The sequence below is a fragment of the Nisaea nitritireducens genome (assembly GCF_014904795.1).
GTDB classification, from domain to species: domain Bacteria; phylum Pseudomonadota; class Alphaproteobacteria; order Thalassobaculales; family Thalassobaculaceae; genus Nisaea; species Nisaea nitritireducens.
Window position 1 is genome coordinate 67,778 of record NZ_JACZFS010000009.1, and the last position, 16,734, is coordinate 84,511.

Annotated in this window: 14 protein-coding genes; 9 read left to right on the forward strand and 5 right to left on the reverse strand. The window is 54.6% G+C overall.

Annotated elements, in window-relative coordinates; all coding sequences use genetic code 11:
* The first annotated feature begins 55 nt into the window (after positions 1–55).
* Positions 56–1,630 (forward strand): tetratricopeptide repeat protein, encoded by a 1,575-nt coding sequence (locus IG629_RS01870; protein WP_193170290.1) that lies wholly within the window; start codon positions 56–58, stop codon positions 1,628–1,630.
* On the opposite strand, the gene sciP is transcribed toward IG629_RS01870, so the two are convergent.
* From sciP to IG629_RS01890, 4 genes are all read right to left on the reverse strand, one after another.
* The gene (gene sciP / locus IG629_RS01875) at positions 1,619–1,933 is read right to left on the reverse strand and encodes a CtrA inhibitor SciP (RefSeq protein ID WP_193170291.1); all 315 of its coding nucleotides are present in this window, start codon (positions 1,931–1,933) and stop codon (positions 1,619–1,621) included. The two genes, IG629_RS01870 and sciP, sit on opposite strands and share 12 nt — an antisense overlap.
* A 161-nt stretch (positions 1,934–2,094) precedes the next feature.
* On the reverse strand, positions 2,095–3,405 hold the full coding sequence (locus IG629_RS01880; RefSeq protein ID WP_193170292.1) for a flagellar hook protein FlgE: 1,311 nt from the start codon (positions 3,403–3,405) through the stop codon (positions 2,095–2,097).
* 111 nt (positions 3,406–3,516) lie between these two features.
* Positions 3,517–4,182 carry a flagellar hook assembly protein FlgD gene (locus IG629_RS01885; RefSeq protein WP_193170293.1) on the reverse strand — a complete coding sequence of 222 codons (666 nt, stop codon included), beginning with the start codon at positions 4,180–4,182 and terminating at the stop codon, positions 3,517–3,519.
* 12 nt (positions 4,183–4,194) lie between these two features.
* Complete coding sequence (locus tag IG629_RS01890; protein WP_193170294.1) at positions 4,195–6,477, reverse strand: flagellar hook-length control protein FliK; 2,283 nt, start codon at positions 6,475–6,477, stop codon at positions 4,195–4,197.
* A 326-nt stretch (positions 6,478–6,803) separates the two neighbouring features.
* On the opposite strand from IG629_RS01890, the gene IG629_RS01895 reads away from it, so the two are divergent.
* The 7 genes from IG629_RS01895 (at position 6,804) to flaF (IG629_RS01925) (ending at position 13,356) form a co-directional block, all read left to right on the forward strand.
* Complete coding sequence (locus IG629_RS01895) at positions 6,804–7,631, forward strand: flagellin (protein WP_193170295.1); 828 nt, start codon at positions 6,804–6,806, stop codon at positions 7,629–7,631.
* Between the two features lie 347 nt (positions 7,632–7,978).
* Positions 7,979–8,806 (forward strand): flagellin, encoded by an 828-nt coding sequence (locus tag IG629_RS01900; protein WP_193170296.1) that lies wholly within the window; start codon positions 7,979–7,981, stop codon positions 8,804–8,806.
* A gap of 204 nt (positions 8,807–9,010) precedes the next feature.
* A complete protein-coding gene (locus IG629_RS01905; protein ID WP_193170297.1) occupies positions 9,011–9,427 on the forward strand; it encodes a flagellar biosynthesis repressor FlbT in 417 nt (138 codons plus the stop codon).
* Positions 9,427–9,864, forward strand: a complete 438-nt coding sequence (gene flaF / locus IG629_RS01910; protein ID WP_193170298.1) for a flagellar biosynthesis regulator FlaF — start codon at positions 9,427–9,429, stop codon at positions 9,862–9,864. The genes IG629_RS01905 and flaF (IG629_RS01910) overlap by 1 nt, the downstream gene beginning before the upstream one ends.
* Before the next feature lie 58 nt (positions 9,865–9,922).
* The gene (locus IG629_RS01915) at positions 9,923–11,872 is read left to right on the forward strand and encodes a tetratricopeptide repeat protein (RefSeq protein ID WP_193170299.1); all 1,950 of its coding nucleotides are present in this window, start codon (positions 9,923–9,925) and stop codon (positions 11,870–11,872) included.
* Between the two features lie 257 nt (positions 11,873–12,129).
* On the forward strand, positions 12,130–12,948 hold the full coding sequence (locus IG629_RS01920) for a flagellin (protein WP_193170300.1): 819 nt from the start codon (positions 12,130–12,132) through the stop codon (positions 12,946–12,948).
* Between the two features lie 33 nt (positions 12,949–12,981).
* Complete coding sequence (gene flaF, locus IG629_RS01925) at positions 12,982–13,356, forward strand: flagellar biosynthesis regulator FlaF (RefSeq protein WP_193170301.1); 375 nt, start codon at positions 12,982–12,984, stop codon at positions 13,354–13,356.
* Between the two features lie 27 nt (positions 13,357–13,383).
* On the opposite strand, the gene IG629_RS01930 is transcribed toward flaF (IG629_RS01925), so the two are convergent.
* Positions 13,384–15,123, reverse strand: coding sequence for a tetratricopeptide repeat protein (locus tag IG629_RS01930; protein WP_193170302.1), 1,740 nt, complete (start codon positions 15,121–15,123; stop codon positions 13,384–13,386).
* Positions 15,124–15,255: 132 nt separating this feature from the next.
* Here IG629_RS01930 and flgK point away from each other — a divergent pair, with 132 nt between their 5' ends.
* Entirely contained in the window at positions 15,256–16,728 is a 1,473-nt protein-coding gene (flgK, locus tag IG629_RS01935) for a flagellar hook-associated protein FlgK (protein ID WP_193170303.1), read from the forward strand.
* Positions 16,729–16,734 lie beyond the last annotated feature (6 nt).

Sequence of the window (16,734 nt, forward strand, 5' to 3'; positions counted from 1 at the left end):
GAATGTTCGATTCCCGATCTGATTGGCTCGTAGCGAGCGCCGTGGAGCAATAAGAATGGCGAAATCTGAATCTCGGAAACAGGTGTCCGGGCCTTCCGAACCCGGATTGCCGTCAAAGGGTGCGGTGGATATCTCGCGATCGCGCCATATCACATTGGCGAACAAGGCGACGCACCTGCTGACTGCCGGGAAGCTTGAGCCTGCCCGTAAATTGTTCATGGAAATCCTGAACGAGAACGAGGACGACGTGTATGCAATGCACGGTATCGCTCTCATCGCGCGCGATATGGGGAGATTGCCAGTTGCCGCCGAGTTGATGAAGAAGGCACTCGCATTGGATCCGAGAAACCCGATGATTTCCAGCAATCTCGGGACAATCTACGAGGCAATGAAAGAATATGAAGAAGCGTTGACCTGTTACAGGAATTCGCTCAAATGGGGCATTCGAGATGGTGCCATCCATAATAATATCGGAAGTGTGCTTTCCAGATTGGGGCGCCGGACCGAAGCACTCATTTCGTTCCGCAAGGCCTTGAAAGCAGGCGTTGAGTTTCCGGAGGCCATGACCAACATGGCGACGATGCTTGGCGATCTCGGCGACTATAAGCAGGCGGGCTACTACTTTCGTCGAGCGTTGGAGATCGATCCGGAGAATGCGCACGCGCATCACAATCTCGGTGTTATCTTGCTGCGTCAGGGGCTCTGGGAGGAAGCTTGGTTCCACTGTGAATGGCGCATGGTCGCAACAAACAAGGGGGTGCCTTGGCGAAAGTTCTCGCAACCACTCTGGAATGGAAATCCGTTTCAGGGCGCTCGGCTCATGCTTTATGCGGAGCAAGGCATCGGTGACGAGATACGGTTCGCGAGCATGATTCCAGAGGCGGTTGCGCGAGGTGGTGAAGTGGTCGTGGAATGCGCGCCCCGCCTCGTATCGCTGTTTCAACGTTCCTTTCCGCAAGTTCGGGTGGTTCCGGCCAAATACTGGCCAGCGGAAGAAGGTGTTGAGCCGTTCGATATTGCCTGCCCGTTCGGAACGCTTGGGCGCTTGTTCAGGAACAGCAAAGAGAGTTTTCCAATGCATTCCGGCTATCTCAAGCCGGATCCGCGTTTGGTCTCAATGTTTCAAGAACGTCTGAGAGAGGCCGGGCCTGGGCCTTATGTTGGAATATGCTGGCGTAGTGGCCTGGCAGGCGCTTACCGAGATGAACACTATTCGACAATCGAAGATATGCGACCGGTTATGAATGTGGACGGCGTAACCTATGTGAATCTGCAATATGATCCCAAACCTGAGGAATTCGACATTGTGAAGTCGGAGTTTGGTGTTGATCTGGTCGCTTGGGACGACGTGGATCTCAAGATGGAGCTTGAGAAAGCAGCTGCCCTCACAAGCTGCATGGATCTTGTTGTGAGTCCGGGGACATCGGTTGCGGTCATGGCCGGCGCGCTCGGTGTCGAGACCGTTGAGTTTCGGCCATTCCCGATACCGGACAGTTATTTCAAGAACGGCCGATGCCCATGGTTCCCGAGTGTCCGGTTTTTCGTGAAACGGCAATCGGAGAAATGGAACAAAATGTTCAGAAAGATCGCGGCTGAGATCGAGGCTCTGAAAACGGGTTCAGCTCTCTGACCGGAGCCGCCTGGACGCGCGACGATAGTCCTGGACACGCGTGGCGCGCAGGGCCCGGGTTCCGTGTGCCTTGATCAATTGCCGCCAACTCGCGAATTCCTCATGACTGAGGCTGTATCGTGCGCAGGCTTGTTCAAGCGTTATCAGGTCGTCTTCAACAGCGCGTACGACCTGCGCTTTTCGGCTGACGACCCAGCGCTTGGTGCTGGCCGGTGGCAATTGAGCAAACGGGTCGTCGGATGTCTGAACGGGCTCTGCTGAGTTTGCGTTCAATTTTTTGTCCTGATGTTTGTCTGCGGTCATCTTTTCAACGCATCATGAAAATGCCGGTAGTTCAAAAATACTGGCCGCTCCCTAAAAAATCCTTAAGACCCAGCGCTTTCCGAAATGGCGTAGAACAAAAAAAAGCCCCGGCAAAAAGCCGGGGCAAAAGAAAATCGGTAGAAAGTGAACTGAAGGGCCGTTTACCGCTTGATACGGATGATTTCGTCCAGCAGTTCGTCACCGGTTGTGATGATACGGGTTGCAGCGGAATAGGCGCGCTGCGTCACAATCAAGTCAGTAAACTCGGTTGCGATGTCGGTGGTCGAATTCTCCAGGGCACCCGACTGAACCCGCCCGGTGCCACCATTCGTCGGAATGCTGAGGACAATGTCGCCAGAGGTTGATGTGACCCCGTATGCGTTACCGTTCAGGGAGACTAGTTCCGTCGCTGAGGGAACTGTTCCAAGTGGTAATCGGTAGATGTTTCTAGATTGTCCATTGGCAAAGTTTGCCGCGACTAATCCGTCCTCCGAGATCGAAACGCCTGTCAGTGCTGACGGGCCGGACCCATCCTGGTTCAGCAGTGAGGTTTCAAATTCTCCATTGAACTGAGACATGCCGGTCGGTTGGCCGAATGTACCCCAGTTAAGGGTAATCGTGTTGAGGTCAACAGCACGGCTGAATTGGCCCGCACTGATTGTCAATGTCTCAGTCGCGGCTTCGTTGGTTGCGCCAGGGGTGACACCGTCGACTGCCCGCAGGCTGCCATCGGTGTTAAACACCATGGTGTGCAAACCGCCACCAATCGAGACGGAGACGGCTGTAGCCGTGCCCGGGTTCTGGATCAGATCGTAACGATAGTCCCAGGTGTTTGCGGCAGCGTCTTTTGTCCAGGTGGTCCGAAGCAGATAGTCGAAGCCCTGGGAGTCAAAAATCGTGATGTTGGTGACAACCGATTCACCGGTGGTTGCGCCGGCAGGCAGGTTGGCGTTTATGGTTACATCGTCCGTAGCGTTTGCGATCTGGCCGAACTGGGACAGGTCAACTGTCTCCAGACTGGTGAGCAGGTCGCGTGTATCCTGGTTTACAATATTGCCCGAGACATCGGTGCGCCAGCCCTGCAGATAATAACCGGCAGTGTTGACCAGACGGCCGTTCTCATCCGTATTGAACGCACCGGCCCGAGTCAGCAGATACTCATCGTCCGAACCTGGATCCGCCGCACCATTGACAACGAAGAAACCATTGCCGTCGACGGCAATATCCGTCGTGCTGGTCGTGCCCTGCAGCAGGCCCTGCCGGCTTGGGTCCGTCAGCGGCTTGCTCTGTACGCCGCCTGGTGTGAAGGCCGTCGCGGACGGGCTGCGGGTGACCAGCGTCTGGAAGCGCGCTTGCGTCTCTTTATAGCCGACGGTCTGCGAGTTCGCGATGTTGTCAGAGATAATCCCGAATGCGGTTGCTTGCGACGCGATCGCCGCAACACCCGCAAAAAGTCCACCGGTAACACTCATGTTTAATCTCCATTCACATGACCAGGGTATGACCCGCTGGCCGGTTCTACCGATGATGCCGGTCTGGCATCGTGGCCGGGGGCTTCTCTATGGCCGCCCGGTCCTTCCGCCTTAGACGGCGGAAACGCGTGTGATTTCATTCATCTCGACGATGATCTTTCCGACCATCAGGCTCGGTCCTTCTGCGCCGGTAACAACACCGGTTACCAGACCGACCGCCTCTACCTCGGCTGTTACGCCTTCGTTGTCGGAGTCGAGTGCATTTATCTGAATAGAGTAGGGGCCGTTCGGAAGCTTCTCGCCATCCGCATCGGTGCCGTCCCAGTTGAACTCAAAGCGCTCGCCCGCTCTGGTTTGACCTTGTTCCGAATAAACCAGATCGCCAGCCGCGTTGAAGACGTTGACGGTGTTCGAGTCAGCCTCGGATTCAAGCAGATAACCCCAGCTCGCACCGTCATCGGTGAGGTTGGTGTTGTTGCCGTTGAAGATCACGTGCTCGCCGATATAGTTGACCGCCGACGCATTCGTGTTTGCAGCCTGCGCGGAAACCAGAGACGCCAGGGACTTGTTGGTCTCGATCTGCTGTTCGACGGCGGTGAACTGGACCAACTGGTTGGTCATCTCGTTCGTATCCATCGGGCTGGTCGGATCCTGGTTCTGCAACTGGGTCAGAAACAGCGTCAGAAACTGGGCGCGCTCATCTTCGAGGCGCTCCTCGGTTGTCTGCTGCGTCGCAAAGATGCTGGAGCTGCTTGTGCTTGAAACTGCGTCCACCATGTCATCAGCCTCCTAGGCTACCAGGTTCAGCGACCCGTCGTCGCCGATACCGTCGTGTTCCGAACCGGTGGTGTCCGTTGCCGGCTGCTCGTCGCTGCCATCAAGGTCACCGCCATCTTGCGAGAGGGGCCCGTTTCCGGAGCCTGCATGTTGTTGCCTCTCGTTGGTGCCGCCGCCTCTCATCTGAAAGTCGAGGCTATCGCCACCGGTCTTGAGTCCTGCGTCTTGCAAGGCCCGTTCCAATTGCTTCGCATCGCGTTGCAAAAGTTCCATGGTTTCCGGCTTGTCGGCGATTACGGTTCCCCGAATGGCGCCGTCAGAGCCGATTTCGAGGCGAACTTCTACTTTGCCGAGTTCTGACGGGTTGAGCTGGATCTTGATTTTGTCGAGCCCGCCCTGGGCAGCTTTGATCAGCTTCACCTTGACCTGTTCGGTCGCTGGAGTGGGCAAAGTCTGCCGGTCCTGGGTGGCCGCCATACGGTCGGCCGAAGCCGTTCTCAGTGAGTCGGCAAAACCACTACTGGTGCCTTGGGCCGGAAGATCGGCTGCCCGTGATGTGCTCGACGTTGTGCCGGTCGGGTCGGCTTGCGCACGCTGAGTAGAGGATGATTGCTGTCGGACAGATGCCAGTTGTTCAGGTGTCGAGGCAGTAACCTGACCCTGCGCAACGGCTGTGACTGCCGCTGTGGCCGGGTTTGTCTGGCTGGTTTGGCTGATGATAGCCGGATTAGGCTGACCCTGGCCAGCCGCAGCCTTCGCACCATTACCAGTGTTCTCGTTTGAAGCCGTCACGGCATTGCTGCGTTTCACGTTGGATCCGCCGAGCGCGTTCGATTGCGCAGGACGGCTGTTCAGGGCCGTTGCAGCCGCAATCGTTTCACTGGGGGTAGGAAGAGCGGTCTGTTTGACCGATCCTTCTGCCAAGGATGTGCGATTGTTGGCGATTAGGACCGTATCCGCTACGGCGGCAGGTTTGGCCGGCGTCTGGGAGACGATCTCTATTTTTGGAATGGTCTCTCTGGCGGTCTTGGTTGCTGAGGATATAGCCGCTTGCTTGCTGCCTTCGTCTGGACGGCCTATTTCAGCATCGGCTGGTACGCTTGCGGTCTGCGCCGTAGCCATAGTTGCCTGATTGGTTTGTATCGGAGCAGAGACCTGAGACTGATTCACGGCTTTCTGTGACGCTGCCGTTGTCTGGCCGGGAGCGCCTTTATTGTCCTGGGATGCGTCCGACTGCGCCTGCGGAGGCCATGGGACGGGTAATTTAAAGGTCGTCGTATCATCGACAGATACAGCGCTCTGTGTCGTGGCTGCTGTGCTCTGGCCGGTTTGGGTCAGTTTCTCAAGTGCGGCGAGCTTCGGGTCCCGGGACGTGGTGGCCGCAGGTGTTGCGGTCGCCTTCTGAGAGGTGTTCTTCTCGGCTGTGGCCGCTGTGAGCTGTTCCTGTGCGTCGTCCGTGATCGCATTATCAGGCTTGTTCCCCACTGCGGCCGCAGTCGTGGAAGAAGCCTGAGCGACTTTTGGTTCCGGAACAGACGTTGCGATTACTTCCGGTGCGGAGCCCTCGGTTTGCGTGCTCGGTGCTGTAACGCCGGCTTCTGCCGAGAGAGGAGCGTCGGCCGCACCCGCTGCGTTCTCATCAGTCGCACCTTCTGCATATGGCGTTGATGTATCCGTCGGCTGGTCTTTAACGGGCTTTTTTACAGAGCCGGCATTATCTGCCGATGTGCTGTTCTTGGTCTCAGCCGTGTTGGTCTCAGCCGTGTTGGTCTCAGCCGTGTTGGTCTCAGCCGTGTTGGTCTCAGCCGTGTTGGTCTCAGCGGTGTTGGCCTCTGCCGTGTTGGTCTCAGTCGTGTTGGTCTCAGCAGCGCTCGTCTGCACTTTTGTATTGGTTTGTTTCGTGTCCGCCTTGTCTTGTGTCGCGTTTGCTGCTGTTGCGCCCGCTGCACCGGTTTGTTTTTCGGTGGCGTTATTTGTTTGGCGATGATCCCGCGTGTCTTCGATTTTGGGATCCCGCTCAGATCGATTGCTTGTCGCGTGGGAGGGCTTGGTTTCCCGCGGCTCAGTCGCTTCGTTATAGTCATCGAGCCTGAACTTCGGGCGATCAGGATTACGGGCAGCGATCGGATCAAAGCCTAATCCATTTCCAAGCTTACCTGTGTAACCGATCGTTGGATCGTTAGTCGTTGATACGGGAGACATGTTTCGCCCTCGCGTGTTGTTCCGCAGAGGTAGAAGCAAAGAGCGGGCCAGAGATTTCCGGCAGAAATTGCCGGGTATGGCTTCTTTGACCATGAAAGGCGGGCGCGTGATTTCCTCGAGAGGGAAGGATTTTCCGGGTATGGAGGAGGCTCATGCACCGGTTTTTGCATATGGGGGAACAAGCGACATGAAGGAGAAATGGTGCGGGGTTCGATGTCTTTTTCAAGATGAGATTTTTGGACGTGCGGCTGAATTTTCTATTTAATCTTCTGATATCAAACAAAAAAAACAATTTAATTACAATTTTAAATTCTTTATTGACAACATTTAGGCAAATGTAGATTATAGGTTCGTGGGCAATGCCCGCTGTCAGCAAAAAGCTGACTTAACCTGAGCCCTTAGAAAGAGGACTTGAAAAAATGGCTATCCAAAACTCTGTTTTGACCAATCCGTCTTCCTTTGTTGCCCTTCGCACCCTGAATGGCATCAACCGCAGCCTCGACACCACGCAGAACCGTGTCTCCACGGGCCTCAAGGTTGCGGGTGCTCTGGACGACGCGTCCAACTTTGCCATCTCGCAGGGTATCCGGGCCGAACTTAAGGCCATTGATGCGGTTACCCAAGGCCTGAACAATGCCAAAGGTATCGGTAACGTTGCAATTGCCGGTGTCACCGGTATTTCCAACTTGCTTGCTGACATTCGCGGCAAACTGACCGAGCTTGCCAACGAAGGTATCACAACCACGCAGCGGAATATTCTTCAGGCTGACTTTAACGAGTTGGTTTCTCAGGCTGCCAACTTCATCTCTAATTCCGCCTTCAATGGTGTGAACCTGATCGAGTCCGGTGCGGCCTCAGTCAACACACTCTCCAACCTGGCCGGCGGCTTGCTCACTCTGACGTCACAGAGTTCGGTCAATACCCAGGTCGGCAGCCTCGCTATCGTGACCTTGACCTCAGCGACAAACGCTCAGAGCGTCATTGCGAACAACTTTTCCAATTTGGAGTCCGTCGTGAATACCGCGCTCGGTTCTCTCGGTGCGGAAGTTCGTGCCCTCAACCTGCAGACCGCTTTCCTTGAGGAAATCCGGGATGCAACCGATGAAGGCCTGGGCAACATCGTTGATGCCGATCTGGCACGTGAATCTGCCCGTCTCACGTCTCTGCAGGTGCAGCAACAGCTGTCCACGCAGACACTGGGCATTGCTAACCAGCGTCCGCAGACCCTTCTGGGCCTGTTTGGTTAAGCCAAGTTCAAAATACTTTTTTACGAAAGGGCGGCTTTGGCCGCCCTTTTTGTATGCGGAATCCTTATCGCGAATTCCACTATTCCCTCGATAGGTTGGTGCGATAATTCGCACAGACCGACATAGCTCCGACACCGGTGCAAATTTTTAAGTATTTCAATGCCCTAAAATGACGCAACCAGAGGTTCTCTCTGTGTGCGCCGAATCCCCCACTGAGATTAATCTTTTAGCAACTCTTTTGTGTGTTAATGTGTCCTATCCGCTCAAAGAAGCGGGTTTTGCTCTGGGGGCTTGCCCCCTAATTACTGCGGAACAAATTCCGCTGTCCTTAGAAAGAGGAGGCCAAAATGGCTGTTCAGAATTCTATCTTGACGAATCCGTCCGCATTCACGGCGCTTCGTACCTTGAATTCCATCAACCGTAATCTTGATACGACTCAGAACCGTGTTTCCACGGGCCTGAAGGTTGCGGGTGCTCTCGATAACGCCTCTACGTTTGCTATCGCGCAGGGTATCCGGGCCGAGTTGAGCGGTATTGATGCGGTTACTCAGGGCCTGAATAGTGCCAAGGGTATCGGCAACGTTGCGATCGCCGGTGTGACCGGTATTTCCAATCTCTTGACCGACATCCGCGGCAAGCTGACGGAGTTGGCTAACGAAGGTATCACTACTGCGCAACGGAATATTCTCCAGTCCGACTTTAACGAGTTGGTTTCGCAGGCTGGTAACTTCATCGCCAACGCATCCTTCAATGGTGTGAACCTGATCGAATCCGGTGCTACGAACATCAATACGCTCTCGAATTTGGCTGGCGGTACACTGTCTCTGACGTCACAGAGTTCGGTCAATACTCAGGTCGGCAGCCTCGCTATCGTGACCTTGACCTCGGCGACAAACGCTCAGAGCGTCATTGCGAACAACTTTTCCAATTTGGAGTCCGTCGTGAATACCGCGCTCGGTTCTCTCGGTGCGGAAGTTCGCGCCCTCAATCTGCAGACGCAGTTCCTTGAGGAAATTCGTGACGCAACCGATGAAGGTCTTGGTAACCTGGTCGATGCTGATCTGGCACGCGAATCGGCCCGGCTCACCTCTTTGCAGGTGCAGCAGCAGCTGTCCACGCAGACTCTCGGGATTGCAAACCAGCGCCCGCAGTCTCTGCTTGGCCTGTTCCGTTAATCGCGGACCAAACCTACTTGGAAATCGGGGGAAGAAATTCCCCCGATTTTTTTTGTCCGGAATTCGCCGATATCTTCAGTATTTTTCCCGAGATATCTCTCAGGCCTTGTTCAATCTCGCGTGCGATGTGACGAAGCGCATTTTCCGAATTGCTGATTTAGTGTTATGGATATGCAATCAAGTCGGTTGCGCAGGTTCCATAGAATGCCATTAAAAATCAATGTGAAGCCGGGTGAAAAGTTCGTCGTTAACGGCGCAGTCATGGTGGCCGGGAAAAAAGGCGCGTCTTTAGTCCTTCAGAACGAAGCAACGATCCTTTTGGGCAAAGACATTATGCAGGAAGAGGATGCAACCTCGCCGGCAAAACGTATCTACTTTACCATTTTATTAATGTATCTGGATCACGATGATCCCGATCAATATCGTGGCATGTTCCTTGAGTTGGTTGAGAGCTTTCTTGAAGCGACAACATTTAAAGAAGTGCGGATGACGCTTTTGAATCTGGTTCAGGACGTGAACGAAAAGCGCTTCTATAGAGCTTTGAAAACCTGTAAGGCCCTTATTAATTATGAGGCTGAGATTTTCAAAATTGGCGCGCCAGAAGTGGCTGGGAGTAATTGATGTCCGGCATTGACGCCTATAAAAAAACCATCACTCAGACTGCAACGTCACGCGATACAGAGTACCGCTTGTTGGCGCAGGTTACGTCTGAGTTGATCAAAGCCGTTGAGAACAAAAAAGGCGCGATGAATGATCCGACAAAGATGGCTCAAGTTGCGTCGGCACTGAACTGGAACAAGCAGGTCTGGGATATCTTCGTCGAAGATTGCGGAACTGCTGGCAATCAGCTGCCTCGCGACCTGCGCGCAGCAATTGTCAGTCTCGGTATCTGGGTAACAAAGGAAACTGCTATTGCGCTGGAAGGCGAGGGGGATATTGATTCCCTGGTTGCCGTGAATAGAGACATTATGAAGGGGCTTAAGCCCTCTCAATCGACGGAAAATCCAGCGGCGCCCAAGCCGTCCGGTGCTGTGGGGTCTATTCTGGACCAAGCCTGAACGGGAAGGGGCTATTTATCAGCGTTTCAGTTGATATGCGACCGGCTTGGAACGCTGAATGACCCCTGAGCAACGCGCGGACTATCTTTCAAAGCTTCTTGAAACGTCTATTGATGCGCATCAAGCTGGCGATTTTTCTGTAGCAGAGGCGGGGTACCGCGAAGTACTCGGACAATTCCCTCGCCATGCAATTACACTTGATCTCTTCGGAACCTTGCTGTTTCAAACCGGGAGAGTTGAAGAGGCGCTTGAGCCGCTTGAAAAAGCGGTCGAACTTAGTCCTTCACGCGGTCCGGCATGGAACCATTTGGGCTCAGTCCGTGCCTCTCTGTCCGATCGGCAAGGGGCTTTGCAGGCATTCCAGTCAGCTGTAGAGACCGGTCCGGACAATATCGACGCATGGCTTAATCTCTCCCGCGTTGCAGAGGAGAGTGGAGATTTTTCTCTGTCAAAAAATGCGGCCTGGAACGCGGCTGACCTCTTTCCTGAAAATAGTCAGGCTCAAGCGCGATTGGGCGCAATACTTGTGCGCTCCGGTGCAAGAGATGAAGCGCTGCATCCACTTTCCCACGCGATACGCTTGTCGCCACTTGGTGTTGAACCTTATCTGCATTCAGCAATTGCGTTCTCGTCAACCGGCGATGAGCAGGCAGCAGAGCTGGCCATTCGAAAATGCCTTCTGATTGCTCCGGACAAGGTCGCTCCGTATCCTCACCTCGTCGGATTGCAGAAAAGCAAAGCGCTTGGCCGCGGCCCGGTCAACGGGAGTGTGTGGGCGCGTCGTGCGACCCGGGTTGCTCCGGCTGATCCTCGATTGTGGGCGCATTTGGGCTCCGAGTTACTGCGTTATTTGGAAGTTGATGCCTCAATCAGTGAGAGCCAGCGTGCGCTTGTTCTCGACCCAAGTAACAGTACGGCAACATTCGATCTACCCAACGCACTGTTTCGCGCAGGCAGGCATCAAGCAGCACGCGCCGCTGCGTACCGAGGGCTTGTTGTATCGCCAAGTGAAGATGCATTTCACATCATGGTGGCGGAAGTTGAATTCGCGCTGGGGAACCTGGATGTCGGCTGGAAGCATTTTGAGGTCAGGCGAACAGCTCGATTTGGTTCGGAGCGAATTGGCTTACCACCATTCTGGGAGGGGGACGGCAATCCAGGACGCCTGCTTGTCGCTGCCGAGCAGGGAGTTGGTGACGAGTACATGTACCTTTCCATGTTACCTCAGCTGACGGAGCGATGTTCGGAGGTAACTGTTGAGTGCGATAAGAGGAATTTGCCTTTATTCAGACGGAGTTTCCGGGGCATTGATTTCGTTGAGCGGCAAGTTTTCGGTCGTGAAAATGCTGATCCGTATTTCGACTACAGAGCACTGACTGCTGAACGAACTTTCGATTGCGCAATCCTCGCCGGTTCTCTTCCCGGTATCTTTCTAAAAGACGGATCAAAACCTGGACCGGCTCGAATCTTTGATGTTGATCCAGAGGAACGGCAGTACTGGAGAAACCGGTTTTTGCAATTGGGAAAAGGACCATGGGTTGGGCTTTGTTGGCGTAGTGGAATCAGCGGAGGCTTCCGCAATCAGCTCTATTGCCGTCCAGAGGCCATGGTAAAGGCGCTCGGCGCACGAACGGCAAATTATGTCAGTCTAATTTACAATCTGCAGCCCGGAGAATTGGATGCTGCTCGGGAAATCTCTGACTGTTTCATCTATGACCCTGAAGACATAGATCAGAAAAACGAGCTAGATCGTGTGGCAGCGATGTTATCCGCTTTGGATGCCGTAGTTTCCGTTGATACCGCCGTTTCTCCATTGGCGGCCTCAATAGGAACGCCGACCATCCGGCTGGGCTGGAGTCATCTCCGCCTAAGCGATGGCTATGATGCTGTGCTTGGATCCTGCCATCCAATGACAGGTAATCTTGAGCGCTTTGAGGTCGACGTGTCTTTGCCCAGAGCGGGAAAGGCATTACCGAAAATCCTCAAGGCTTCCGCTCACGGTAAATAGTGTCTGTGTGCAGCTGCAAAAAATGCCGATTTCGGCAGGCCGCTGAGCTGCAAGAACAAGCTCATTTTGAATTTTTTGACATAAATATATTTAAAATCAATTAGTTACTCTTCCTCTTCGAGTTGGCCCGACAATTGCGATGTATGGGCCAAGACAGTGGTTCGTCGCTGTTCCTGCCCGGCAATAAAGACCATGTCCAAGAAATGGACTGGTAGCTGAAGGGCGGAGGCGACGCGAAGAGAGAAGGAACACTGGAAATGGTTAGCAACTCGATTCTGACGAACCCGGAGGCTCTGGTCGCGCTACGCAATCTCGAGCGGACCAACTCCCTCTTGGCGAAGACACAGGACCGGGTCTCGACCGGCCTGAAGGTGACCGGGGCCGAGGATGATGCTTCGAACTTTGCCATCGCGCAGGGGATCCGGGGAGACTTGCGCGCTTTGAGCGCCATTCAGCAAGGTCTGAACAATACCAAGGGCATTGCCCAGGTTGCGCTCGCCGGTACAACCTCGATTTCGGATTTGCTCGCGGACGTCCGGCAAAAGCTGACGGAGCTTTCGAACGAAGGTATTACGACGCAGCAGCGCAACATTCTGCAGGACGATTTCAACGAATTGGTTTCCCAGGCGCGAAACTTCGTTGCCAACGCGGTGTTCAATGGGGTGAACGTTCTCGATACCTCGACAGCGGTGAATACTCTGTCGAATCTGAACAACGACACGATTACCCTGCGGGCACGAAATCTGCTCACTGAAATCAACTCGCTTGGCGGCGCTACGCTGACATCGGCAACCAATGCGCAGAGCGTTTTGACGTTTCAGTATTCTAATCTGGAGTCGACTATCAACATTGCGCTCGGTCAGCTCGGTGCCGATACCAGGGCCTTGAATTTCCAGACAGAATTCCTGACCGAGGTCAGCGATGCGACGGAAGAGGGGCTCGGCAACATCGTTGATGCCGATCTTGCTCGCGAGTCAGCGCAGCTCACCGCTTTGCAGGTGCGCCAGCAGCTCGGCGTCCAGGTTCTCAGTGTGGCCAACAATGCACCGCAGGTTCTCCTGGGGCTGTTCCAGTAGGCAACGGATCAGTAGTTCTTGGAGGGCCGTAAAATGCGTCAGGGCTATGCCGCATATTCGAATGTTCAGACCAAGACGGAGACCCCTCAGCAGATTGAATATCGATTGCTCGGGCAGGTCACGACTGCCTTGCGAAAGGCAGAGGAAGATACGGCCACGTTACAGGACAGGTTGAACGCGGCTCTGTGGAACGGGAAGGTCTGGGACGCGTTCCTGTGCGATTTGTCCGAACCGGGAAACACACTCCCGGATCAGCTCAAGAAAAGCTTGATTCAACTTGCCCGCTGGGTAGCGCAGGAAACTGAGCTTGTTATTGAGGGAAAGGCTGAATTGACGGCGATGATCAATGTGAATCGTCAGATCATGGAAGGCCTTCAAGACCAGTTCCGGCTTGCCGAGGCGAGCTAATCAGCCAACCAAACTCCGCTTATCCAGCTAGTTCTCGCCTGACAGCATCCGGACCAGATGAGGAACCGCCTCGTCTATCAGTGCCGGCCAGGAGCGGTCGCCTGTCTTTACCAGACTGCATTCCCCGGGAAACCAGGGATCCCTCTCGGCACCGAAGAAAATGGCACCGCATTGGGAATGAAGTCCGATCGACGGTGTCCCCACCGCACCTGCCATCATCAGTACAGATGTGTTTGGCGAAATCACCAGATCGAGAGCGGCAATCATTGCCGCCACTCTGTCCAACTCATCCCTCTGGTCGATCCCTGAAGGCAAATAGAGTTGCCGACCCGAAGAGGCCTGAATGGCTGCTGTTTCATAGACCGAAGCGTCATACTGAAGGCAGACCGGCAGGAAATCGGCGGCTTCCAACAATGGGACGATGTCTTTCAGCTCCGGATAGTTATGCCGGGCTCCTGACCTGCGCATCCCGCTGCGCCAGCTTATGCCGACTGCAGGCAGGCTTCCGATTTTGCGAAAGTGCTCTTTCCAGAAGGTGGTTTCCGCGTTGTCTGGCACCAGATACCCGGCTTTGCCTGGAAAGGTTTCGAGAGATGGGCGGACAGCTGATGGCAGATCGGCGAGCATCATGTGCTGGCCGATGCAATGTTCTTCGACAAGCGGTCCGTATTGAGCTGTTGGCGGTTCAGTATCCGAACGCTGGATTTTCTCGATGGGCGTCACGCCTGGAAAGGAGCGCGCGAAGAGTGCTGTCAGGCGTTTGTCCGCTTCCAGAAAGACGGGGCCACCGAAGCGTTTTTGTATATCCGGAATACAGGAGGCAAAGCGGATCTCATCTCCGATGCCCTGCTCGTGGCAAATCAGTAGGCCTTTCCCGTCCCCGCATGGCTCACCATCCCATTCTTCCGGTAACCCTTGGCGTATGATCCGGATTTCCGGCTTCAGATGGCGCCAGAAGTTGCGGGCTTGCCCACGCGCGATTTCGCCGGCGCTTAACAAAGCGTCTGTCAGGCCATGTTGTAAGCCTATATTTTCTGGTTCCAATACACATGCTCGCGTCGCGCTTTTGACACCTTCCTGCATGCGGCCAACTCTTCGTTCGAGCAGCTGTAGATTGTTCCATGCCTGTGCTGCCCCAGGGGTCATGAGCAAGGCTTTTCGGTAGGACAGAATTGCCGAGCTTGCCTTGAAAGCATCGAAGAAAGCACGGGCTTCCTGAAAATAATATTCAGGATTTGGCATCGAAACCGTGGAGAGGAACTGCAACGCTGACAGTGCTTCCTCCGGCCGTTCCAGATCATTTAGCACAGCAGCGTAAGACATTTGCCAGCTTGCTTCTTCCGGACGCAGAGCCATTGCTTTCTCGAGCGAGACACGTGCGTTGAAAGGATCGCCGCTGAGCCGTTCCGCCTCGGCCATGTTCCGCCAGGCCTCTGGATGATCGGGCGCTATCGCCAATGCGTGCCGTAACTGGAACAGCGCGTCGTCAGGATCTTCACCAGACAGGAAGATGCAAGCGAACCGATTGATACAGTTGGCGTCACCGGGGGCGAGCAAGAGAGAACGGCGAAAGCAATCTATGGCTTGTGCTGCGTCGCCCGATTGAAAAAGAGCCAGCCCGTAAAAATGCCAGAAGTGGCTCAAATCATGCAGCTGAGGTGCTGCGGCCTCATACAGAGGCAATGCTTCTCCGATCCGGCCCACGTTATGTTGCGCGAGGGCGTTCTGAAGGATCTGGACCGCAGTAGCTCTGGATTGAGTCGACATTCGCCGATGCTGCACTAACGGCGATCCATCTGAAAGTCTTTCTGACAGCATCTGAAAATTGAAGCTGGCCCGCTTCTTGCTTTCATACTTTCGAGGCACTTTGCCTATGAGACTTCGGAGGTGATAGCCACCATGTCAATTAACAGCGCTCTAATCGCGGCAACGTCCGGCCTGTCGGCAGCTCAGGCCCGAATCGATGTGGTGTCCCAAAACGTGGCGAATGCCGCGAACGAGACATACACACGGAAATCGCAGCAGCTCCAGACCCGTATCATCGGCGGTCAGGCGCAAGGCGTTGATCTTGGCGTGGTGGTGCGTACCGTCAATGAAGGCCTGCAGAAGGATATCCGTTCTCAGCAGGCTACCGTTTCCGAGCTGACGGTTCTGGACAGCTTTCTTGAGCGTATGGTCGAGTCATTCGGACGACCGGGTGATGACGATTCAATTTCCTCCAAGATTACGGACCTGAAAGAAAAACTTCAGGCACTGTCGATCGCTCCGGAGCTTGGAGCGAACCAGGCTGAAGTCCTGCGCGCGGCGGAAAGTGTGGCGGCCGAATTTCAGGAACTCACGCAGACCATCAGTAATCTGCGGAAAGAAGCGGACCGGCAGATTGCCGACACCGTCGATCTTGTGAATACGGCGCTGGACAATATCGAGACGCTCAATGATTCCATCGCGACTCGCAAGACCCAGGGCCTGACAACAGCCGATCTTGAGGATAGCCGCGATCAGTTCGTTGAAGAATTATCGCAGTATATGAACATCAATGTGATTGAGCGCTCGAATGGCGAGCTGACCATTCTGACTGGTGATAGCCGCTTGTTGCTCGATGACACAAAGTTCCCCCTCACTTTCGTGGAAACGTCTCTTTTCACGTCGACGACCGCTGGTCAGCCTTTGCAGATAGAAGACGGGCTTCCCGGCACAGCCACGAACCCAGATATTTCGTCCGAGGTATCCGGCAAGGACGGAGAATTGGCCGGACTTCTTCGGGTACGCGATACGCTTCTGGTCGAAGCCCAGGATCAGCTGGACACTCTCGCGCATGAACTGGCGAACGATCTGGACACTTTCACGATCAATGGCACGACTGCGGTGGTAAACTTGTTCGTCGATGGCGGTGGCGCCGTTCCGGCTGACGCGCTGGGCAACGAGCAGGGGTTCGCGGAAGTCATTCAGGTGAATGCCTTGGTGACCGCGACGCCGTCAATTCTCGTTACCGGTAATACAGCGGATGGAGCAAACACATATGTTGCCATCGGTTCCGGTGACCACCGTGTCGCAAATGCCATGCTCGATGTGTTTCAGGACACCCAGACTTTCGTCGCCGGCTTCGGGCTGACTACTGATAACAGTATCGAAGGCTTTGCCGCCGAGCTGGTCGGTTTTCAAGCCAACCAGCACGCGACCTTTGAAAGCCAGCTGACGTTCGAAACGAATTTCCGTGACACACTGATACAGACCTATCGGGACGAGAGCGGTGTCAATACGGATGAAGAGCTCGCCAAACTGATCGAACTGGAAGCCGCTTTCGCGGCCTCTGCGCGCGTCCTGCAGACTGTCCAGCAGTCGCTTGACGAACTCGTTAACATTATTCGTTAGGAAGGA